General features: G+C 42.5%; 14 protein-coding genes and 2 pseudogenes. 10 read left to right on the top strand and 6 right to left on the bottom strand.

The window, feature by feature from the left end:
• Window positions 1–12: 12 nt before the first annotated feature.
• Both M1L62_RS00215 and M1L62_RS00210 read right to left on the bottom strand, forming a co-directional pair.
• Window positions 13–1701: a hypothetical protein gene (locus M1L62_RS00215; RefSeq protein ID WP_254410983.1), complete on the bottom strand. Its 1689-nt coding sequence runs from the start codon at window positions 1699–1701 to the stop codon at window positions 13–15.
• A complete protein-coding gene (locus tag M1L62_RS00210; protein ID WP_254410982.1) occupies window positions 1676–5209 on the bottom strand; it encodes an Hsp70 family protein in 3534 nt (1177 codons plus the stop codon). Before M1L62_RS00210 ends, M1L62_RS00215 begins: the two co-directional genes overlap by 26 nt.
• A gap of 281 nt (window positions 5210–5490) precedes the next feature.
• Here M1L62_RS00210 and M1L62_RS00205 point away from each other — a divergent pair, with 281 nt between their 5' ends.
• Together M1L62_RS00205 and M1L62_RS00200 are read left to right on the top strand one after the other, a co-directional pair.
• The gene (locus M1L62_RS00205) at window positions 5491–6036 is read left to right on the top strand and encodes an RNA polymerase sigma factor (RefSeq protein ID WP_254410981.1); all 546 of its coding nucleotides are present in this window, start codon (window positions 5491–5493) and stop codon (window positions 6034–6036) included.
• Complete coding sequence (locus M1L62_RS00200) at window positions 6029–6706, top strand: hypothetical protein (RefSeq protein ID WP_254410980.1); 678 nt, start codon at window positions 6029–6031, stop codon at window positions 6704–6706. The genes M1L62_RS00205 and M1L62_RS00200 overlap by 8 nt, the downstream gene beginning before the upstream one ends.
• Here M1L62_RS00200 and M1L62_RS00195 read toward each other — a convergent pair.
• On the bottom strand, window positions 6685–9504 hold the full coding sequence (locus M1L62_RS00195) for a CHAT domain-containing protein (RefSeq protein ID WP_254410979.1): 2820 nt from the start codon (window positions 9502–9504) through the stop codon (window positions 6685–6687). The two genes, M1L62_RS00200 and M1L62_RS00195, sit on opposite strands and share 22 nt — an antisense overlap.
• 764 nt (window positions 9505–10268) lie before the next feature.
• Window positions 10269–10433, bottom strand: coding sequence for a hypothetical protein (locus M1L62_RS00190; RefSeq protein WP_254410978.1), 165 nt, complete (start codon window positions 10431–10433; stop codon window positions 10269–10271).
• A 529-nt stretch (window positions 10434–10962) separates the two neighbouring features.
• Here M1L62_RS00190 and M1L62_RS29675 point away from each other — a divergent pair.
• Window positions 10963–11713, top strand: a pseudogene (locus tag M1L62_RS29675) (IS256 family transposase).
• A 204-nt stretch (window positions 11714–11917) separates the two neighbouring features.
• Here M1L62_RS29675 and M1L62_RS00180 read toward each other — a convergent pair.
• Window positions 11918–12154: a hypothetical protein gene (locus M1L62_RS00180; RefSeq protein ID WP_254410976.1), complete on the bottom strand. Its 237-nt coding sequence runs from the start codon at window positions 12152–12154 to the stop codon at window positions 11918–11920.
• 106 nt (window positions 12155–12260) lie between these two features.
• Between M1L62_RS00180 and M1L62_RS00175 the strand changes: the two genes are divergently transcribed.
• From M1L62_RS00175 to M1L62_RS00145, 7 genes are all read left to right on the top strand, one after another.
• Window positions 12261–12470 (top strand): helix-turn-helix transcriptional regulator, encoded by a 210-nt coding sequence (locus tag M1L62_RS00175; RefSeq protein ID WP_254410975.1) that lies wholly within the window; start codon window positions 12261–12263, stop codon window positions 12468–12470.
• Window positions 12463–12891 (top strand): very short patch repair endonuclease, encoded by a 429-nt coding sequence (locus M1L62_RS00170; protein WP_254410974.1) that lies wholly within the window; start codon window positions 12463–12465, stop codon window positions 12889–12891. The genes M1L62_RS00175 and M1L62_RS00170 overlap by 8 nt, the downstream gene beginning before the upstream one ends.
• A gap of 68 nt (window positions 12892–12959) precedes the next feature.
• Window positions 12960–14576, top strand: coding sequence for a DNA cytosine methyltransferase (locus M1L62_RS00165; RefSeq protein WP_254410973.1), 1617 nt, complete (start codon window positions 12960–12962; stop codon window positions 14574–14576).
• 342 nt (window positions 14577–14918) lie between these two features.
• A complete protein-coding gene (locus M1L62_RS00160) occupies window positions 14919–16385 on the top strand; it encodes an ATP-binding protein (protein WP_254410972.1) in 1467 nt (488 codons plus the stop codon).
• Between the two features lie 2 nt (window positions 16386–16387).
• Window positions 16388–19363, top strand: a complete 2976-nt coding sequence (locus M1L62_RS00155) for a Z1 domain-containing protein (RefSeq protein WP_254410971.1) — start codon at window positions 16388–16390, stop codon at window positions 19361–19363.
• Window positions 19350–20357, top strand: coding sequence for a PD-(D/E)XK motif protein (locus M1L62_RS00150; RefSeq protein WP_254410970.1), 1008 nt, complete (start codon window positions 19350–19352; stop codon window positions 20355–20357). Before M1L62_RS00155 ends, M1L62_RS00150 begins: the two co-directional genes overlap by 14 nt.
• Window positions 20350–22680 (top strand): AIPR family protein, encoded by a 2331-nt coding sequence (locus M1L62_RS00145; RefSeq protein ID WP_254410969.1) that lies wholly within the window; start codon window positions 20350–20352, stop codon window positions 22678–22680. Before M1L62_RS00150 ends, M1L62_RS00145 begins: the two co-directional genes overlap by 8 nt.
• 22 nt (window positions 22681–22702) lie before the next feature.
• Here M1L62_RS00145 and M1L62_RS29795 read toward each other — a convergent pair.
• Window positions 22703–23650, bottom strand: a pseudogene (locus tag M1L62_RS29795) (IS982 family transposase).
• Window positions 23651–23830 lie beyond the last annotated feature (180 nt).

Raw genomic sequence — 23830 nt, 5'->3', positions numbered from 1 at the left:
TACTGGTATAGGTTAAACGTCCAATACAATTTTTGTTTTAGAATCAAGAATGCCTGGCGTGTCGTCATAGCCAAGGCTTAGAATCTGTTTGACGCGATTCTTGCCTATTGCAATTTTGTCGAAAGGCCACTCCGCCTCGGTAACCCTTTCCCAATCGTGGCCTATCAACCTTTCAACCTCATCATCTGAGGTACCCAATGCGATGTACTGTACTTTCAGGTTTGTCAATGCCGCCTCTTGAAGCAATGTTTTGACCAGATTCTTAAAAACAGCCTCGGAGTCGGCGGCCAGTTGCCGAGATACGCCTTCAAACAAGGATAGCTTGCTCAGCGTCTCGCAGAGAATCAAATTCTGGCTCAGATAATCCCTAAACAACTCCTTGCGGGCTGTACGCATAAATTCGTTTGCAAGCCTGCTATCGGTCAGGGTTTCAAATTGATATCCTTTTAAAAATGCATCTGTGTAGATTCGTTGCGTATCGTTGATCTCGTTGATCACGGTGGACCAATTCTGGACTTTTACCAGTTGAAATTCATTTTGAGATTTTACAAACAGGGCAGCGACCAGATTACAAACAAAAGGATCGGCATTGAGCGATCTGAAATCCGCAAATTCAAGTGTTTTTTTTCTGACTTCCGTTAAAGTTCCAAGCAATTTCTTAGCGTGAGCGGCAAATTGGACCAGCGTTGTGTTCGCACTTACATCTATAAATTCCTTTTGTAAAATGGACAGCGCTTTTTCGCTGGCAGATTCAGCCTGTAATTTATTTTTGAGCACATTCAGTTCATCTTTGAGCTGGGTGACCCGGCCGTCAGCTAATTTTTTTTCTTCTAAAAGTGCATCCTTCGCATTTGCCATTTGCCTGAATTCGCTTTCTGATATCCGGAAGCTGCTGTGGCCAGTTCCATTAGCCAGCTCATTTTGAACTGCTTCCAGAATTGCGGGCTTGGCCCGAAGGAAAGCCCGCTCGAAAACAGACTCCATTTGAATCTTAGGGCCGCTTTCGTAGTGGCTTCTTTCTTTGAGTACCAGTTCATCTCCGGATATAAGGCCTTTCAAATCAGCGTGTGGGTTTAAACTTTGAAGGCTTTGCTCATCGATTTCAAATGTGTCCGAAAAACTGGATATGTCTTTAAAATACTTACTCCACTGTACAATAACGGTGTTTTCTACAACCGTTTTCAACCTTGTGGAAAATCTGAAGAAAAGAAAAGATGCGACTACCGCCAGCAGACCAAGTACTCCGGTCGCAGTTTCAAAAATTATCAGATTGGAATTGAGATGGTCAATCTCCAGGGTTTGTTTATTCAGCTGATCCGTGAGCTCTATGAATTTAGTGCCAGATAGGTCCGTACCTTCCAGGTCGGACACTCCCGCCTTTGTGTTTACAGTTTCCTCCGGCTTGAAATTGACTGAGGATATCACGTATTTTTTGCCCTGATGATTAATCAGGAAGATCCTGTCTATTGCAGCGTTTTTGCCTGTCTTGATTTGTTCCAAAACCTGATAGACAGAGTCTTTGTTAAAAGTGACAGAATCGGCAGTATGCGGGATATGGATTTTTCTGGAAACCATCATTTGGACACTTTCCTGCTGACCAAAAGCATTGCCGGAGGTCCCTGCCGACAATATCAGCACGGTCAGGATTGCATTCATGATAACCGAATGCGTCAGATTACAGTACCCAGGTATAGTGTTCATCGTTAGCATCATTTATAAGTTGATCGGTTAGTAATGCAGATTGCTGTTCCAGAAAGTCGGAATTCTCGGAGGCGACCCAGCAGTTGATTTTGTCGTTTTCCGACAGATTGGCTCCGACGAAGGTTGTCGCGCCGTTAATGGCAATGCTTGCCAGCCGCGTATACTTATGTTTCTGGTTTTTCTTCAGTATGTCGGTTGTGTTATGCCCCATGATCTGAAAGAAATTAACCTCATTCTGATCAAAATTAAAGGTGTCGGAAATGGGGACTTTACTTTGAATGGAACCACTTAGTTCCGTACCGCTACGGATGATCGATATGAATTCCATATCGGAGGTCTGCGCAGACTTCCGACGCTGAATACCGATGTTTGAAAATATCTGCCGGTTATTGAGCTCTATGGCACTTTTGTTAAGACCGTACCAGCATGCGCCTAACGCAACAGCATACTTTGTTTCCATATTATCTTTGTCCATCGCCAGCATAATATCTTCAACAGCAGAAGAAGTTTTTTTTATCTCCCCGGTTACTGTCTGCCGGATGGAGGGGAAATGGCTGCTTCTACCGGCAAAAATCACTTTATTGATGTTTTTACCTTCAAAAAGCGCTATGGCTTCCTGGGTCGCTTCGCGGACATTGTCGTATATCAATGTTTGAAATACGTGCTCGTGAAACACTGGGTAACGATTGGACTGTCGGGTGAACAGCTCCTCGCTCAATGAGTCCAGCACATCACCGAAATCATCATGCAGGTCATTGTACAAATCAGCCTCTAAAAATCGGTATTTAAGATAATCCTTCTCCATCAGGCTGGCAGGAGTCGGATTATCCTTGAATGCGGAGACCAATTGTATTTTAAGTTGCATGGTCAGTTTCAGCCAGTTCTCGACGAGGGTTTTTCGCTCCACAGCGCTTTTTCGGTCGTCAAAGGGGTCAAGTTTATTTTTCCAGTCATCAGGGAATTTCCTGAGCAGGACTTTCATTAAGCAATAGTCTATTGTATCTCCACCGATCCCGTAGCCGGTTTTACCAAGAATGCTGATGTTGTATTTTATTCCGGCATTTCTTGCAGGTACTTTGGTAATATTCACAAGCGTCGCGTTGATGGTTGCGCCGCCCATGTCAAATATCAGTACAGACTCGGAAAAAGAGGCCATGGAATACCTGGAGAGATAGTAGAACAGGACCGCTTCCGCTTCGTGAACATATCTTATTTCTTTGAACTGGCCGGGCAATTCCTCAAAAGCGTCAATCATATCCTGGATCTTGCCAGGGCTAAAATTATTAGGAATGGCGACAACCGCCCTTTGCGGGTTAAACTGACGCTGGCTGAGCAGCTCCTTATATTTATTGGGGTCTGATTCGATAGCACTTTTCATATCCTGAAAAATTCCCTTCATCAACATACCCGTAAGACGTGAGCCACTGAGGCGCAATTCAAAGCCATTAGCATAACGTATAATTTTTTCGTCCATAAACCCAAGTAACTTCTTGATGGATCGGTACTGGATATATTTTGCTTCGCGGGAAGAACTGGCGAGTGTGCCATGGAGATAATATTCCCTATTGTTAGGAACAGGGACACCCTCAGAAATGGGATGTGGCGTTTTGGTTGTATCGAATGCCAGATAGGAAGGTACCACCTGATTCGTAATGATCTCTCCGGCATGCCGTCCGGCTGCAATGCAGGTTCCCGTTGTGCCAGGGTCAAAACCAACCCATAATTTACCCAGATCCGGGCCTATCAGGAATGCGTAACTGAAATTTTTTGTCAGGTTGACTTTAAAAATACCCCACGCCCAACCCCTCAGTGTTGCCTCCAAAGTGAAGCTCACTTTTTCCGGAGTGGCAATCTCTATAAGGTGGTCGCTCTGGGTGAGGCGGGTTTCGAAGGTGAATTCTCCCCGTCTGGATAAATTTACATCCATTTCCCCTTTATACGGATCCAGAAATTCCCTGTTGCTGGCGATGTTTTCACGCAAAACCAGCATAAAGCCGTCGGGCTCATTTTCTTTGGTTGTGAATTTTATTCTTGCAGGGGTTCGATCCCAATTAAAAATATAGTTTTCCAGCCTGTAAACTGATTTTCCTCTGAAAACTATTTTTGTATCGTGGTCGGAGGAAGTCCAGGCCTGATACGGATAAACCGATTTGCCTTCGCCACGAAAATCTACTTTTTCATAGGATTCTGATAAAACGCCGGGTTCAATTACCAATGCGACGGGTTTGCCGAAATATAACAATCCAAGAATCAGTACTATCAATCCCGCTGCAGGCAGAATCCTGCTCCACAATAGATGCGACTCGCTGGTGACAAACTGAATGTCTTCCGCACGAATGTTTTGATTTACCTCAAAACTGTAATTTAACCGAAGATCCTCGTCATTTGGTGTTTTGGCGAGATAGGTTCCCAGAAGCTGAAAGCTTACGTTGACCGGGGTGTCCACGCCGGAGGCTATTTCTGGCAGGCTGAGTTCCTGATCGTCGATCGAGTACGTAGTATTTTGCTGATCATATAAAACAGCCACACCACTTTTTCGGAAGAGGGTTTTTTCGTTCTGCCTGACGGTGATAATGGCATCCCGGATGTTCAGAGACGCATTGTGAGCAAAGCGAAGCTGGCCTTCGCCCATCGAGAAAATGCCCGAATGAAATCCTTTCTGTGTTAAATGAAGACTGTTTTCAAGGCTTAGCCCTGACGATGGACTCTCATTCTGTTCAATTCTGGGTCTGATCTTGTTTACGAGGATGCACAGTCTTCCCAAATTAATATCCTTGATCTTTTCGGCTGTAAACGCGTTTTCGTCCAGAGACTTGAACTCCGCTTCAATGAGTGTAACGGTTGCATTGTCGTCGAGAGGTTGTCCTTTATAGACGTAGTTTTTCAGAACTGAAAGGTCTTGTTTGTTCCCCTGAACAGATCCCGTCAGAAAGTCGCTCAAAATCACCAGCCTATACTCCTTTGCATAGGTGTCAAGATCTTTTCTGGCAATGCGGTTCATAATGAGCGGATAAACCAGATTGGATTGTGTAACTCCCTGACCAAATTTGGTATTGGCTGTGTATATATGCAATTGAAGGAAAGATCTGAGGTCGCCTTTTGATGCATTTGCCTTGTTGAACGACTGCCAACCTGCCTGGAACTGAAAAAGGCTTTTATAAAATTCACTGATTTTAAGCCGGGGTTCAGCTGTGGCATTCAGGTGCCTGAGGTTTTCGAAATCATGATAAGCAATGCCGAAGCTCCAAAAAGAAATTTCGTCCTGAGCAGGATTAAAAAAGGAAGAATCGGAGAAAATCTGGTACAGTTGCTGAAAATACGCCGGGGTATTTTTGACGTCCTGGGTGAAAGGAGGGGATTGGTCAAGGGCTATGATAATGTGTCGGCGATAGGTTCGCCGCACATCATTGGTATCCTCAAAAGTTGGCGAATTAACATCACGGCCCGTGTTTTGGGCCAATAGAGAACTTATACAGCCTATACAAAATATAAAGGTTAATAGCTTCATAAATATTTGAGGGTAGATATACCGGCTTAACCGAACGGAGTTGTTTCCTGGGTATTTATGAATAGCTGTCATCTCAGGCGGATTGGGTAACATCCAGGTGAAAAAAATACCAGGCATGAAGAGGATTCCGACAATCCTTTTAATGGTTTATATCATCCGGGGAACCGGCTGTGAACAGGTAAGGACATTTTTCGTTTCGGAAATTTAAATTAAATTGGTTTTTGTGTAACCTTCCACCCGTATAAACGCAGTAACTTCTAAATCCACAATAATTTGTACTGATGGTAGGTTTTTCCGAGCGCGAAATTGTCGCAGGCTTAAAAAGGAACGGTCAAAATGTTAATGCAATCATACGCTTTCTGCACAACCGAAATTATCCTACGATCAGGAAGATGGTGATTAGTTTGGGCGGCAATTATCAGGATGCCGAAGACCTGTTTCAGGATGTGCTGGTGATGTTTATTGAAATCGTCGGCAATGATGAATTTGACCCGGATGGAGAAGCAACCGTGCACACATATCTTTATAGTATTGCTTACAGGCTTTGGGTAAAGCGGTGGAAGAGGGAGGTTAAAAAAGGTAAATGGGAAACCGAATTTGCATCAATTTATCAGAAAATTGATGATGTCGTGAAACGTTTCGAAGACAGGCTGACCGCGGAACAGATCATCAGCCAGCTGAGGGAGCCATGCCGCACTATCTTAAATGGCTTTTACATTGAAGATTTGAGCCTGGAAGAAATTGGTCTTAAGATCAAGCGTTCACCGGACGCGGTGAAACAACAAAAATTTCGATGTTTAAACTTATTGAAGAGACTTTATGAATGATGATCCAACAAATGAACTGGACCTGATCGAGCGCTATCTGGTTGACAAACTGGGCGCATCGAAAAAGAAAGAGGTCGAAATTAAGATTCTTAATGATCCGAAATTTGCTGGAAAAGTGGAAGGCTTGAAACAAATCAAACAGTTGTTGCATACCGCGGGGGTAGAGCAACGGGCTAAGGCCGAACTTCGGGAGATATATTTGGAAAGACGAACATTGAAACGGGGTAGAACACGGTCCCTCTGGTTGAGCCTGGCTATCTCAGCGGCCTGTATCAGTTTTGTTTTGTACTTTGCACTTGCTCCCGTGAAGTTGCCTACCATTGACGATGACCTTTTGACGGTACGCGGTGAAGCAGCGCAAAAAAATGACGTAAGCGGGCAGTCGACTGCCTACGGTCAACTTCTTGAGGGGCAGAATGCCATTGAAAACAAGAATTATCTCCTTGCGATCAACTACCTCGAAAAAGTGCAGCGCGAGCAGGATCTGCGGTCCTATTTCAGGGAAGCAACGCAATGGTACCTGGCGTTGGCCTATCTGAACAGCAATCAACCCAGGGCAGCCGAGCATTACTTTAATAAATTACGGGAACTTGACAATCCGGAATATCAGGTGGATTGGGTAGAGCGATGGAAATTGTATGTCCAGATTCAACGGCGAAAGTTTTTTTGAAGGACATAACATGTTGAACAGATTGCTAAAATACCCACCAGAATGCCTGCGATTTTCCAAGGTGCCAAAGGTTGTGAAGGGTAAACAGGAGCGTTGGATCCCACCACTACAAAATTGGCCCAGAAGTAGGGGTGATTATATGCGTTATTTTCTGGTGACGCAAAGAAATCGTTTCGCGCTTTCCTTAATGACAAGGCAGGAGAATCACCTTCTTCGAGGTGCTGACGAAATCTTTGGAAAAAGTTTACCGAGCTGCGATCCTGAGCTGTCCATAGCGTGTTGATGGTAACGGGGCAGCCAGCGTATGCGAATGCTCGTGCAAGGCTCATAATTCCTTCTGTCTGGTTAACCTTTCCTCCCCCGGTTTCACAGGCACTCAGGGAAGCTAGCTTGACGTGACGCAAGTCCATCTGACTTATTTCCCCTGCATATAGTTTATGACTGTCACTGTTTTCTTGTGGGAAGAAGGCTATGTACGAGCGCATCGGTTCCGCAAGGTCCAGCCTGGCATGCGTCGAGAGATACCAGACCGGATATTTGGTATACTCCTTACGAAATGCAGAAAGGGTTGCCTCTTCATTGACCAGCAGCTTATCGGTTGGGTTCAGAACTGATTGTCTGCTGAGTAGTAATGTTTCGTATCGGTATGGTGCCTTGATATGCGACGGGACATCAGCATGAAACGGGGCTAAAGTCAGCGATGCCGGAGTAGTGCCGATTGGTGGCCCGGCTTCTGATCGGAGTGTGGCCGCTGAATACACGTATCTGATTGTGAAATGCTTAGCCAAATAGTCGTTAGCCCTCTTTCCAGTTTCAAAAACTTCTACTGGTAAGCCGTCCAGCACACCACCTGAATTAATGATCCATTCGTCCTTTGCTTCAATCAGTGACAGCAATGGTGCAATAAACCATTCGTATCCATGAAGTGCAGCCGGGGTTCCGTGATAACCCTTCACATCAGGATGTTTGGCAATCGCCTGCCGGAGCACCGCCATTGTACTAAAAAGCGTTGAGGAGTCAACGCTGATCGTTTTCCAAATACTATGTTCTTTGGTTATGGCAAAAAGATGAAGCTTACCTTTCTGATACCCGAAGGTCAGGTAAGCTGCCCGTTTGGTTAGTTGCCCCTGTACCTGTTTGATATTTAACGAGTCAATTTGAAAACGGGACTGAAAATACGTAGCGTGTTCCATTTCCCAGCTGTGAAGCAATCGGTAATGTTCATGTCGAAGTCGGGATTCTTTTTCAATCAATTCACGCCGCTCTTTTTCAGGAGCATCGGATAGTAAGTCGGATCGCACCCGTACTAATTCTTGCCGAAGTGCGATTTCAGCCCGAATCTGTTTTGCATCCAAATATCGAGGGCGTAGAAACGTCTCAGCTGTAAAGTCCTGCAATGCAGTAGCGCGAACCTGCTCAAGAAGCCTGAATGCGGCATCGAATGCTGATTTTGTACGGTTCGTTTTATAATACTGATAGGCAACCTCCTGAGCTTCCCGGTGAACCGGTATCACTGTCTCGCTCAGATATAGCTTATCTTCGAGCAAGTACAGCTGACGACGTGCATGGTGAAAAACTTCTACTGCACGCTGATAAGTTGCCAATGACTTTTCGAATGCCTTGTTTCGGTTGAGCAGAGAGCCTTTAAAGGACAATATCTGCATGGCCAGGCGTTCATTCAGGACATCGTCCGGGGTCGGGTTTTCCCATTTGTCGAGCCTGCTGTTTGGCAAGGTAATTGCCGAAAGGGCTACCTGGCAATATTGCAGCGCGCTTGTTCTGTTATCCCTTAATTCTTCGATCTGGCACTTCATCAGCCAGCAGTCAGCAATAAGTAATCCCCGCTTTCCATATTTGTTTTCATGAATGCGGATTCCTTTTTCAAAAAAAAATTGGGCGCGTTCGTACATACCCAATGACATATAACAACGTCCGAGGTGATTGCATAAGGCGATCAACTTCTTGCTGTCGTCCTGTTCGCTTTTTTTCTTCCGAAGATCCGTGTAAAGCTTATACGAGCGAAGGAGATACCGGAGGGATTCACCGTATTTTTTCTGGTACAACGCATTTCGGCCAATGCCAGAATACATGCGGGCTTTTTGCAAATCTTCGGGTTTATACGTCGCGAGGCCGCTTCTCCTGAGTTCCATGGCCTGGGCAAATTTACCTGTCTTTTCGAGCTGACCTGCCAGTACATTTCTAATGATTGCTTCGTCATCGGGAAGGTGATAATCCTGCGTCAGGTGCAAGGCCTTGACAGCCAGTTTTTCGCTGAGTGAAAAGCGTCCCACGAGTTCATGCAGCATCGACTGGTTGCTAAAATGGTAGATCACATATTCCGTGATCTGATCGGTAAGTTTCGGGTTTTTATTGAGGAGGCGATCTGCGGTATCAAAGTAAAAGGCGGCGGAATCAATATATTGGAGTTGACGGTATAGTTCGCCGAGGCTGGCATTCAGCTTGAATACTGAAGAATCAGCAGGTTGCGCGACTTTTTTGAGCAATTGCATTCCCTGATGGCACAGAGCGATACCTTCCCTGTAATTTCCGTTCAAATGCTCCATGGAACTGAGGTCCACCAACAGGGTCGTTCCCAATTCCGGAAAACCTCCCTCAATGCACTTGGAAAACGCCTTCTTATACACCACCGTCGCCTCTTTAAATTTTTCGTCATCGTAGAGGGCTTCGGCATCTGCTCTTAGTTTGAGGATAGATCCCAACGATCCGAAAGCAGACGTGTGCAAAAACAGGCACATCGTAATGATCCACCAGTAAATCCTAACAGAAGAGAAGTACATAAAAAGACAGAAGGGGGCGCAATATATATGGGACGTTAAGATAATCATAATTCCTGACTATGTACAGAATAGAACTCGATAAATGTAATTCTGTATAAAAAAGAGACGGTCTCTAAATATATCTGGCACGGTTTTCTATTTTGATCGAGGGAGTTGCAGCTTATTAGATTTTATGCTCTAATTACAAGTGGCAGGGCCCAAAAGGCCGGTGGAAGTGTATTATGGGCCTGCTATGTAGTCTTCTTTCTGATATTTTGTGCTATTTAAAGTAGTCCCCAGTCGGTTTGGGCCTTTTTGTGCCGCGGAGCATGAAGCGGCGGAAACTGTGGTTGGTTTAATGCTGGCGAAGACAGCTTCTAAATTAAAACATCGTTTCATTTGTTTAATAGTCCCCTCTTCACATTTTAGAAGTTCGTCTGCTTTTTGTTTTACCTTTCCAGATTGGCATTAATCTGAATGATCCTGTTCCCTTGCTATTTATGGCGAGCACCGTTGTTCGAATATTATTGGCAATTTATGGCCTGATACTGCCGGGTCCTCTTGACAAAACCGGTGGTTGTTTTTCTGGTCTTGGTGCGAGATAAACCATAACAGATTAGATCTAATTAAGCAATAATTGCCTTTATCAGCTCATTCATGGTTAAAATCAATAAAAAAATGGCTGAATGACCATTTGGCAGACAAATGAGGTTATTCAGCCATTTAAAATAGGGTTGTGCAGCAGGTACTTTGACACCCTCTACTGGATCTCTTTAAGCTTTAATTCAACTGCTTGCTCTTTTTGTAGATGTTTTTGTTCTTTCGTTATTTATGCGTCCTCCGTGTCCGTCTTTTGGCGGCTTGGGATCCGGATCATCTTCCACATGGGTAGGATTCGCGGTCGATATTGGTGTCACGTCTTCGTGCCCACACGAACTAAGGGTAATCATGAGTGCAATTAGCAAAGAAATCTCTGGCAGGCCAAACCATTGTTTGGCAACATTTTTTTCTGACATAGTTGTTATTGGTTGGGTTATGAAAACCCGGGCCCGGTGAAAGCGCTAGCAATTACTTATGGCTGCAGAAGGCTAACTTGTGAGAGTAAGAAGAAGTCTTTTATTTTAGATGCGCCTGATTGTTGAAGAATTGTTAAAGTCCAACAAAAATTTATATTCTGGTTTTCTTCCAGAATCAAATCAAACTTTCTTTGCATTTCGTTACAGAACGATATTCCGATTAATCTGGATAAGATATCCTGTCAAAGTACCCCTTTTTTGTTCCGCTAGCTGAGCTGAGTAATCACCTGGAAGAAAGCAAGGCTGCTGGCGAGAGTAACTCTAAGTACGGCAAAACAAAGAAGACTGTCCGAAGTCTTCAATCGGGTCATTTGGAGATTGATTGTCAAGGCACTTTTGAACCTAAATTCTTGCCAGATGCCAACTAATTATCATCGAAGATCTTGAAGATAAGGTAATTGCAATGTATGTACGGGGTATGATTGTCCGTAATATTTCTGAGTATCTCAAGGAAATGTATGCAATGGAAATATCTGCTACTGAGATTTCTCATATCACTGATAAACCGCGTCGACGGGCGATAATTCCGCTGATGAATGAATTGCGTTACAGGCCATTAGAAGCCGTTTATGCCTTTGTCTCTCTGGACAGCATGCATTATAATGTACGCCGTGAAGGAAAAAAGGATTTGATAGGTATTTATCTATCTGAAAACGAAGGTGCTAAGTTTTTAGGGGCCGCCTGGCGGCTATCTGTTTTAACCAACCTAAAACAAAGGGGCGTCGAAGATTATTAATGCCTGCATCGATGGCTTAAAAGGTTTCCCGGAAGCCATAGAAGCTATATCTCCAAAAACTAAAATCCAATTGTGTGAAATCCACCAGATCAGTACCGGTATACGGTATGTTTCTGAAAATACAAAAAAGACTGTCATTGTAGACTTAAAGCCTGTTTATAAAGTAGTTAACTAGGAGAGAGCATATGAAAATCTCCTTGAATTTGAAGACAAATGGGGAAAGGAATATCCCTTGGCTGTGAAATCCTGGATGGAAAATTGGGAGAATTTATCGACCTTTTTTGAGTTTACTGCTGAAATAATAAAGGTTATTTACAACACAAATGTCATTGAAGGAATGAATCGCCAGATTAGAAAAGTTACCAAGACAAAAGGAGCATTTACTTCCGATCAGGCGTTGCTAAAACTGGTCTATTAGGTCGTCAAGGACTTCCCAAAAACTGGACGATGTCAATCCATAATTGGTATTTGACGATGTATCAATTGTATATTAAATTTAGTGAAAGATTACAGGCTGATCATGAATTTTTAGTTGGCAGCTGAATCTTGTGAAATTAAATCCTGACACAGTTCAGCGAACACTCCCAAACAGGAAGTTAAATATTGAAAAAAATTAAACATATTAACAATCTAGCAATTGCCTTTTTATAATTTCAATTCCTTCTTTCTTTGACACGATATTGTCAAATTCCGCCATTGACAAAGAATCTGTATAAATACCGTTAGGATCATTCCATCGTAGCCAGTCAATAATTTCCTCTCTGCTACATAATTGTAAAAAACTATGAAGATTAGCATGCGAAAGATCCATAATCTCGTAATAATTAAGACCAATAGAAAAGTGAAGATTCGTTTCCATAAATAAAATATTTTTAAAGTAAAAATAACCAAAAACAATATAAATAAATATTAAAATGTAATATATTTTTTATTGTATCTTTGACATTATTCCGGTGATGCTAATTATGAACAGAATAAAACAAGTCTTAGAAAATCAGGGTAGAAAACAAACATGGCTTGCGGCCAATATTGGAAAGAGCTATGTAATTGTGACAAATTACTGCAATAACAAAGCGCAGCCAAGTCTGGAAGTATTAAAGGATATTGCAGTTGTTTTGGATGTTGATATACGGGAGCTATTAGTATCAACTAAAATTGCTGAAAGTAATGGCTGACGTTCACAATAAAGAGGTACGAAGTTTTAATATGTCCCGTATCCGAAGCAAGGATACAAAGCCGGAATTGCTGGTTAGAAAGCGGCTGTTTTCTTTGGGCTTTCGTTACAGGTTACATGATAAGTCATTTCCGGGAAAGCCTGACATTATTCTTCCAAAATACAGAACTGTCATTTTTATAAATGGTTGTTTCTGGCATGGCCATGAAGGATGCCGGTATTTTGTTATTCCAAAATCCAGAACTGAATGGTGGACTGCAAAAATTGGAAAGACCACTATAAATGATAGAAAAGTAACAGAGCAGATCAGGTTAACAGGCTGGCAGGTTCTAATAGTCTGGGAGTGCGAGCTGAAAAAGAATCTGGTAGAGAAGACTATTGAAAATTTAGCTTCCTTCATCAAAGTCAGCATTAATAATTAATAAATTATTTACATACAGTACATATTTTATATTTAAACTATATATTGTAATACAAATCATAATATCCAATGCCGATTCCTATTATAGATTTATTTGCAGGGCCTGGGGGATTGGCAGAAGGGTTTAGTTCTGTTGCCAATGACAATGGTGACCGGGTTTTTAGTATTAAACTTTCGATTGAAAAAGATGCAGCAGCTCATAAAACTCTGACTTTACGTTCTTTTGTACGCCAGTTTCCACTAAGACAGCTTCCGGATGAATACTACCGTTTTGTAGAGGGTGAGATATCCCTAGATGAATTATATCAATTATACCCTGAACAATATACTGAAGCCCAAAGTGAAGCCTGGCAAGCAACTCTGGGTCAGACGCCTTCAGAAGAAGTTGATCAGCGAATAGTTACTTCTCTGGAAAATCAAAACGACTGGGTATTAATAGGAGGGCCACCCTGCCAGGCGTATTCTAACGCCGGAAGATCGAGGGTTGGTGGTATTAATGAAGAGGATCACAGGGTTTATCTTTACAAAGAGTATCTTAGAATCATTGCCCGGCATCACCCTTCGGTTTTTGTAATGGAAAATGTTGAGGGGCTTTTATCAGCAAAATTAAATGATGAGAAAATTTTCGGATGGATTCTCAGGGATCTGGCTGATCCGTCTTCAGTATTTGGAGATCATAATTCTCCGGGTTACAGAATTTATTCTCTGGTTAAGAATAAGGTTACAAAACATTCAGACTATCTAATAAAAGCTGAAGATTTTGGCGTGCCTCAAAAAAGGCACCGTGTCATTCTCATAGGAGTCAGAGAAGATATTCTCAAACGTCCTGATATTTTAACACACTCGGAAAAAGTCGGATTAGCGTCTGTTATCGGGATGCTCCCAAAAATCAGAAGTGGTATCAGCCGGTCCTATTCTCACAGTGAAGATGTTATGAAAAAGGACGGTTCAAATGGAAAAAAGAGATTTTATTCCAGATTTGAGAGCTCCTATGAAGCCTGGAAGCAGCAAATTGAGGGATTTAGTTCGGAGTTGCTGTCTAAGCTGCGGATGGAGGATTTTACAGAGCAGTTTCCTGAAACAATGGGCGCTGAATTTGTGAAGACAAATGATATGCAATTAGACGAACATCACAGCCTTTTTGAATGGTACAGTGATCGCAATTTAACTGGTTTAACACATCATGTTTCTAGAAGTCATCTGCTTCAGGATTTGAAAAGGTATCTTTTTGCAGCGCTCTATACGCGGAAGAATAACAGATTTCCAAAACTTAACGATTATAAGTTATTTGATGAAAATCTGCTTCCTGATCATTGTAATGTTGATTCCGGAAAGTTCACAGACCGCTTCCGTGTACAACTGCCTGATTCGCCGGCAACGACTGTAACAAGTCACATCAGTAAAGACGGACATTACTTCATCCATTTTGATCCGGTACAATGCAGAAGCCTGACTGTCCGGGAGGCTGCCAGAATTCAGACTTTTCCTGATAACTATATATTCTGTGGTAACAGAACGGAACAGTATCACCAGGTGGGTAACGCTGTTCCCCCTTTTCTTGCTTATCAGATAGCTGAAATTATCAGTAATATCTTTCAGGAGGATGTTGAAAATCAGAATGAAATAGCTATGCATCCCCTATTGAATTTTCTGTTGCCACAGGGTAGACAAATAGAAATCTTTTGATGAAGTCAAAACATAAAGACGTGATCCCTACTCCGAAATTTCCGATTAAATCTATTGCAGAGGAAGGATACTCTCCATAGACGTCAATCAGTGATCTGATTGATAATTCGGTATTCGCAATACAGATAAACGAGATACTGGTTAATCCTTATGGATATCTATTTACAGCGGCCTTGTAAGCTTAGAAATGTAGTTTAACCATAATTTTTAAAAGAAAAGAATCGACGAAAAAGTGCACTGACTAAGAAGCCAGCTATAATATTAAGAATTAGACCCAACTTTATCAGAACAGTACAGGTAACCGGAATCCCACTTCCTGACATCTGTCAATAATTTAAAAATATGGATTATAGTTTATACGAGACTCGCCCCGCTGTTCCGGAAGCATCCTCAATGATTGAAACATTCCGCGCAATCGGTTACACCATTGAAGCAGCTGTTGCAGATATAATTGACAATTCGGTCTCGGGTGCCGCTGGTAATGTCTGGATTGATTTTGAATGGAAGGGGAATGGCACCTGGCTTTCCATAACTGACGACGGTACTGGCATGAATAATGAAGAACTTATTCAGGCAATGCGTCCCGGTAGCAAAAATCCTCTCGCCGAACGCAGCGAAAAGGATCTCGGCCGTTTTGGCCTTGGCCTTAAAACGGCAAGTTTTTCGCAATGTCGAAAACTAACTGCAATAAGCAAACGGAAAAATGAGCAAAAGGTCTTATGGACGTGGGACCTTGATTTTGTAAAGGAGACCGGACGCTGGGATCTGCTGAAATATATTCCCGAAAATTCTGGTTCGGGAAGAATTAATATGCTGGATTCCGGCACATCAATTTTATGGAATGATATCGACAGGCTTGTGCAGAATTTCCGGAAAGATGACCAGGGTGCGCTGGAGAAGTTTATGCATATTATGAACCAGGTAAAAAGACATCTTGCCATGGTCTTTCACCGGTTTATGGAGTCCGGTAAACTGAATATATATTTTCAGGATAGGATGGTTGAGCCCTGGAATCCCTTCCTGTCTACCCATGATTTCACACAGCCACAGCCGAAGGAGCACTTGCTGAATGGAAAGGTTTTTCTAAAAGGTTATATATTGCCTCATAAATCAAAGTTATCAAACGAAGAATTCAGGACCGCTGAAGGTCCGCGTGGATGGAATGAGCAGCAGGGATTCTATATTTACAGAAACCAGCGTTTATTGCTGGCCGGTGACTGGCTGGGCATGTACCGTAAAGAGGAACATTACAAGCTGGCGCGCATTATGGTTGATATTCCGAACAGTCTTGATGCCCAATGGCAGATCGACATTAAAAAATCAGTTGCAAGGCCACCGCTACTTCTGCGTGATCAACTCAAAGCCTATGCCGGTCAGATCAGAAATATTGCGGTTGAAGTTTACAGGCACCGTGGTAAAATCCTCTCACGTACGCCGGGACAGCCTTTTATTCCCTTATGGCTAGAACATAAACGTGGAGACAAATGGCACTTCAAAGTCAACCGTAGTCATCCCTTAATTGAAAAAGCAATCAGAGAAGCAACTGAGAATCCGGCACGGGCAGTTGACATCCTTCTAAAATTTGTCGAGGAAACGGTTCCTGTAAAATCCATTTACATAAAAGAGGCAGAACAACCCGAACTTCAGGGCCAGTCATTTGATGGAGGAATCGCCGACCCGGTCCGGGAAACACTCGAACTGATTTTTCGCCACATTGTACAAAATGGAGCAACAGGTGAGGAGGCGAAAAAAATACTTGTTAACACAGAACCTTTCAACCATTATCCCCAACTGATTGACCTATTGTAATAATGATTAAACAAGCTGTTAAGACGGCCCTGGTGATGATTTCACGAATGCCAAGACCGTTATCAAAACATATAATTGCAGATATTGCTTTGAAGGTAATACAGATTTTTCCGGTATCATCTCACGAGCTCATCGCTGATCTGACAACAGTCCTGGAGAATCCAGAGTCATTAGCTGAGGCTGTGAGGTTTGCAAGAACAGATCTGCCTCTTTCAGGCTCCATTGACGATGCCAGATTTGAAGAGACCGTGGATAATGTTGTATGTAATCCCAGATTTGCTGGTCTTGGTCGTAATGCCATCAAAGAAGAGCTGATGTCGTTGTTTAATATACGCATGGAAGATTTTACTGCGATTGAGCGGAATCCAAGACCATGGGTTTATGAAAAATCAGCTTCCATCAGCTGGAATTTCTGGAAACGTTACAGCGAATATTTGCTTGAAGAAAAGGGGATGCCGACTGCTGTGGTGACGCAGACTGATCGTCTGACCGCGCGTATACTTGATGGTCTTTTTGATCCGGTTCTGCCGGGTGGGATTATCAAATATGGACTTGTTGTTGGTCAGGTGCAGTCAGGTAAAACTTCAAACTATACCGGACTGATCAGCAAAGCGGTGGATGCGGGCTTTAATCTTATTGTGGTGCTGGCCGGAACACAAAACAGCTTGCGAAGTCAAACCCAGCTGCGTATTGATGAGGGTTTTCTTGGTTTTGATACGCAGTTTCAGCGGGCTTTTGATACTGGCGAGCACACTATAGGTGCAGGCATTAATCGGAATCGTCTTCCGGTTCATTCTGTTACTTCCAGTGCCAGCGGCGGGGATATAGGCAGCTCAGTTACATTAACTTTCCATACAAATGAGCCGATTATTGTGGTGGCCAAGAAAACCAAGCCAAGACTTGAAAAGCTCGTTAGATGGCTTTCAGCACAGGCAGAACAACGATCAGATGGGAAGCGCATTATAAGGAGCAAGAAAATGCTGCTTATTGACGATGAGGCGGATCAGGCATCTATTAATACCAATAGGGAAAATGATCCCGCTACCACAACTAATCGGTTAATTCGGGAGGTAATCGGACTGTTCGAGAAAGCAGGGTACGTTGGTTACACTGCAACGCCATTTGCAAATATTTTTATACCGATCGAGGAAGATCAGCTTTTTCCAAGAGATTTCATTGTTAATCTTCCCGCACCGTCAAACTACATAGGACCCGAAAGAGTTTTTGGATTTTCTGTCCTCGAAGACGAAGGGAGTTCTGACTCGGTTCTGCCGGTTGTTCGGCGTATTAGTGATTATGATTCATTCATACCGGACAGGCATAAAAAAGCAGACCTTCCGGAGTGGAAGAGTAATGAAGCCGTCGAACAGAACTATATCACCGATTTCCGCAGACGGATACCGGGGTCGCTGAAAACAGCCGTTAAAAGTTTCATAATTACCTGTGCGATACGTTCGCTCCGCGGTCAATCCGCAGTTCATAATTCGATGCTCATACATATAACCCGTTTTCAAAACTGGCAGAAACTGGTTTTCCGGGTAGTGGATGAACTTTTGTCATATTACAAACTTGGAATAGAGCAGAACGTACCGGAAATTATCGCCGAATTTCAGGCTGTTTTTGAACAGGATAGTAAGGAAAATAAATCTTATGTGAACACTACTGAGACGATTCTTCTTAACGGTTTAGGAAAGCTGGACCATCACATGCAGGTTCACAAGTGGGGGGAGGTAATGGAAGCATTACATGAGGCAGCATCAAGAATTCAGGTAAGAGAAATTAATGGTGGTTCCAAGGATGTGCTTGACTATTATGAACACAAAGGTGGGCTCTCGGTGATAGCAATTGGAGGAAACAAGCTTTCGCGGGGACTGACACTTGAAGGACTGTCAGTAAGCTACTATCTGAGGGCATCAAAAATGTATGATACTTTAATGCAGATGGGCCGATGGTTTGGTTACCGTACTGGTTATACCGATCTGTGCCGGTTGTTCACAAGCCGTGATATCAATGAATGGTTTTGTCACATTACTCATGCCTCTGAGGAACTTCGTGAGGAATTTGATTACATGTCAAATGTTGCAGGCGCCACTCCTGAAAAATATGCGCTAAAGGTGCGCACTCATCCCGGCGTTCTTCAGATTTCTGCATCGAATAAAATCCGGCGCGCAGTCGATATTACTGTATCTTGGGCGGGACGGCTGATTGAATCCTACGAGCTTTCCAAAAACAAAGATATTGTCTTGAAAAATTTGGAAGCCACAACCGGGCTTATAGAATCTTTGGGCGATAATTTCGTCATAAAGAAAGATAATTATTTATGGGAAAATGTTTCTGCCAGTAAGGTTCTCGAGTTTCTTTATGGCTTCAGGCTTTCAGAAAATCTTCGCGCAGCAGATCCGTCAAATCTTATTCGTTTCATTAATCTTCAGCTTACCAATAAGGAACTGACAACGTGGAATGTGGCACTGATTTCTAAAAAGGCTGTGGATCCCGCAAAACATACTATTATGGCTGATGGCCTGGTTAGTGCAGGATGGTACCTTCGGAATGCAGATATACAAAATACCACAGCTGATAATTATTACCTGCGGAAATCGCGTGTTATAAGTCCGCGTGATGAATTTATAGATCTGACGCCCGAAGATTATGATGAAGCTATGGAACGCACCCGGGCACTGTGGATCAGAAAAGCCAAAGAAGGCATCCCATCATACCCGAACGGTGAAATTGTCCGTAACGAAATTCGGGATCCTTCCACCTCACTTCTGATGATCTATCTGCTGGAACCGCAGGGGGCATTTCTTAAAGACGAACCGGAAACTTTCAGTGAACCTGTGGCAGCCTTTGCTATCAGCTTCCCAGGCAGCCGGCATAACTCGGCAGTTTCATACAAGATACCCGAACAGCTGCTGCCTTACTTTGATCAGGATTTTGAATTTGGACAAGAGGACGGAGAGGAAGATGATGACAATTAAAGAAATCTGGGTTCAGCAGGAAAACGATCTGGAATTTACTTCGGGAATTATGCTGCGGGGCTTTACTAGCGGGATTTTACCACGGATTTTTGTCGCGCTGAAATCTCCTGGAAAAAACAGGTGCCTTGCAGCCTCGGTAAGCAATTCTCACATAATAGATCTTAAACCTTATAACGGACTAATGGATCTGGAGGTTACACTGGATAATCATCCGCGAGAATCAGATCGTAATCTTCTGCTTTTCAAACTGATAAATCCTGCACACAATGATATTTTTGCTATTCTTTGTGAAGATTTGATTAACTCGGCACGCAGCATCACAGATGAACGAATTCTGATTCACGTTATGCTTAACCGTTTTGCAAACTGGAATGGTTTATTTAAAAAAGCTGCCGGAGACTGGCTTTCAGCTGAATCCCAGCAGGGGCTTTGGGGTGAGCTCCACTGCCTGAAGCTTTTTCTGGAATTCGCGCAGCCGGAACATTTTTCAAGAATTAGTACCTGGGTAGGCTGCGAAGGACAGGTTCGTGACTTCCAGTCCGGAATGTGTGCAGTTGAGGTTAAAACTACCAGGGGGAATAACCACCAGCAAATAATTATTAATGGCGACCGGCAGCTTGATCCCACTCATCTGGACAGTCTTTATCTGTTTCATATTTCTCTGGAAGTGTTGCAGAACGCCGGACAGACACTTCCGGCTTTGATCGAAGAAATTCGTTATATATTGGATTCGGATGCCGCCGCACTGAACCGTTTCAACGCAAAGCTGCTTTTTGTCGGTTATCATTCTGAAGATGAAGTATACTATGTTGATACGGGATATCTAATGCGGGTAGCTGAATTTTATAAAATTGAAGGAGATTTTCCCCGTATACAGGAAAATGAGCTTCGTCAGGGAGTTGGTGATGTTAAGTATTCTGTGACGGTTTCGTCCTGTCAGAACTACCTGACAGATTCATTTTCCGTATTTACTAACCTGAATTACCATGATTGATTTATATGCTAGCGCCGGCATCAACCGGTTTTTTTCAGAAATGTCACGCGACGTTCGTTCTGCTCAGCTTTCCGGAGAGAACGGAGGTACACAGGAACAGACCTTTACACAATGGGCGCTTGATTTGCTCGGCGAGTCCGGTGAAATAGAAAATGCTCGTCCTGCTTACGATGAAAAGGCACTGGGTACCAAAAACCAGCATAAAATAAATGGCTACGCTATTTCAGAAAATTACGAAACAGTCGATTTGATTATTACTCTTTACAAAGGGTATGATGAGCCGCAGAAAATTTCCAGAGAGGATGTGGAAACAGCAGTTAAGCGTATTACTAATTTTTTTCGTAAGGCGGTTTACAAAGATTATGCGGAAGAAATAGAAGAGGCATCAGAAATTTTTCAGTTTGCACAAACCCTGAGTAGTTCTGCCGATCTGCGGGAAAATCTGGTTCGCATAAATGCGATAATTCTCACTGACAGCGTATACTCCGGAAATCCCCCTGCCCAGGCAAACATTTCCGGCTATCCGGTTTTCGTTAGGATTGTTGACTTGGATTATCTCTATAATATCAGCGTTAAATCGCACATACCGATAGAAATTAATTTTCGTGAGGACGGTTTTGAAATACCCTGTGTCGCAGCACCCGGGCCCACAACAGAGTATCAGTCATATTTGGCAATAGTGCCTGGTGACGCGCTTGCCATTATCTATGAAAGATTCGGTGCCCGTCTACTGGAACAAAATGTAAGGTCCTTCCTGCAGTTTTCTGGAAAAATAAATAATGGTATTCGGAAAACCATAATGACTGAACCCGAAATGTTTCTTGCTTTTAATAATGGCATCTCTGCAACTGCTGAAGACGTGACTATTGCCACCGCGACTGACGGTAAAGGACAGGTGATAATTGCAGTAAAAGATCTTCAAATTGTTAACGGAGGACAAACCACTGCATCTATTTATCACACCTTGAAAAAGGATAAGGCGGACATTTCCAAAATTTTCGTTCAGCTGAAACTTTCACTTGTTAAAAATAAGCAGAATCTGAGCAGCATTGTATCAAGAATTGCAGAATATGCTAATACACAAAATAAAGTTTCAGTGTCAGATCTGAGTTCAAATAAACCATTTCATGTTAGTCTGGAAAAAATTTCCCGGGCTTCGTTTACGCCGCATCACGATTCCAGACCGGTTCAGACAAAATGGTTTTATGAACGCGTCCGGGGCCAATATAAAAATGCACGCCTTAAGGATGGTTTCACGGACGCACGGGCGAGGGCATTTGATATAAAAAATCCTAAATATCAGGTATTCAGTAAGGAGGACGTCGCCAAGTATGAAAATGCATATGGGGAAAAATTTTCAGTACGAACTATTGTTGCCGGTCCCTGGACCGTTGTAAGGGGAAATCAAAAGAATTACGTTCAGTTTATGTCTGTTGCAACTGCAATACCTGACAATATTTATTTTGAGGATCTGGTTGCTAAGGCCATAATTTTCCGGGCCGCTGAGAAGATTTATGGTGTCAGGCCAAATGCGATAGGTGACATGAGGTATATTACTGTTCCTTATACGATCGGATGGCTGGCAATAAAAACAAACTATCAGCTGGATTTATTTAAAATATGGAGAGAACAAAAGATTTCTGATGCTTTGTCTAATACGCTTTATAACCTGATGATTATAGTCGATGCCTGGATTCGAACGAATGCTCCCGGATCTCTTTATGGTGAGTGGGCAAAAAAAGAAGATTGTTGGTCTCAACTCAAAAATGCCGACCTGAATGTCGATCTGACTACTCTAAAAGAAGACTTTACGGATAAGAAATCAGGTCAGCGGAAAAAAATAACTGAAGATGAGGCGGCACTTATTCTAATCGAAGAAGAAACCGAACGGTTAAGGTCTGTACCACCGGCAATATGGCATAAGATAGATGAATGGGGAAAATTAACAGGACATCTTTCACTGCAGCAGCAGGACCATTGCTTTAACCTTGTAGGTCGGATTAGGAACAATAAAGCGTTTTCTGAAACTGAACGGCTTGCCGGTATCAGAATACTTGGGATCATCACCGATCACGTGCCTGAGATTCTTTTTTCAGACGACAACGAGCTTGTTGAAGAAAGCGCTCCTGAACAAACGATTACAGTCACAGTTGAAGTGCTCGAAAAATTAATGGCATGGGATCGAAAAGCTAAAAAGCTTCATGGTTTTGAATATCAGTTTATTAATAATTTGGTAACTGGGAAAAAGATCCTGACGGATCATAATAAACGTATTGCCCTGCTTAATATTAGGAAAGCTGTCCGGTTTGGCTTTATAATGTAGTGTAATTTCACGTGAATTCGGTTTAAGCGACAGATAGATAAAGTTGGTTTGTTTGAACTTCTTCGATATTAAGTGAAGGCTTTTTAGGAAAGAAGCAATAGGCAATCAAGGCGCTAAGTGTATTCATTATGAAGTTATTGACAGATCTATGCCGGGTATGTTCTATCTGGCATAGATTCTTTAATTCGTCATTTATAGTTTCAATGATCGCTCTTTTTCTAAGTAAAAGTTTGTCTTTCAGCTCTATAATATGTCCTTTGACTGGGCGTCCCCCATATTCTTGCGAACCTTTGTAATTAATTGCATTCCATCTGCAAATAACATTTCCCATACTGCCTTCGATAGGTAGCCCTTGTCAGCATAAATTTTTCCAAAAAGCTGCTCAGTTAGCTTTTTAATGTGTCTGGGATTCCGGTCATCCACATTGCCTTTGGTCAAATAGAAAGAAAGTAATTCTCCCTTTTCATTACAAACCAAGTGCAACTTAAATCGCAGCGGCGACCCGTCCAAAAAACCACCCCATTGATGACTTACCTCTTGCAGCTAAGGTTTTAAATACCTTATGGTTATGAATTCTCTGATTCCTGCAAACTTTCAGTGTAGTACTGTCCATAAAACTTATCCCAGTACATTTACCTAATCCTTTCTCTTTCAAAAACATAGCCATTACAATAAAATAACGGCTTTGCACTTCCACAAAACGATTGTAAGACAGGTTTTTAGGAAAGAAATCTGCCCAATGATCTTGTACTATTTGTTGGTAATAATGTTTCAATGTTTTGTGTGCTCCCAAATGAAAACAGATCAGAATAGTTAGAATTTCAGAATCAGACATGGATAAAGACCTGTTTCTATATCGCTTTTCTCCATTGACCTGAACTTGCTTTAATTCTTTAATACGTAGCTCAAATTCTTTACAAAAATCGTCTACTGTACAAAATATTTCGATAACTTTATCCTTTGAAAATATGGAGATTTATTGGTTAAATATTTGAATGTCAGTTATTTAAACATAACAATATTTCTCCTGTTTTTATAATATATATGCTATTTCTTATCCCGAATTCAGGTTAATTTAAGTACGTAATTGATTAGGAATAGCTGTGGGTGATTCACTAGCATGGAGAATTATACTCTACGTTCCACTAAA

Origin of the sequence: Dyadobacter diqingensis, from assembly GCF_024220585.1 — a bacterium.
Lineage (GTDB): Bacteria > Bacteroidota > Bacteroidia > Cytophagales > Spirosomataceae > Dyadobacter > Dyadobacter diqingensis.
The sequence above is the reverse complement of the archived record's forward strand: the minus strand, read 5'-3'. Positions and strand labels throughout refer to the sequence as shown.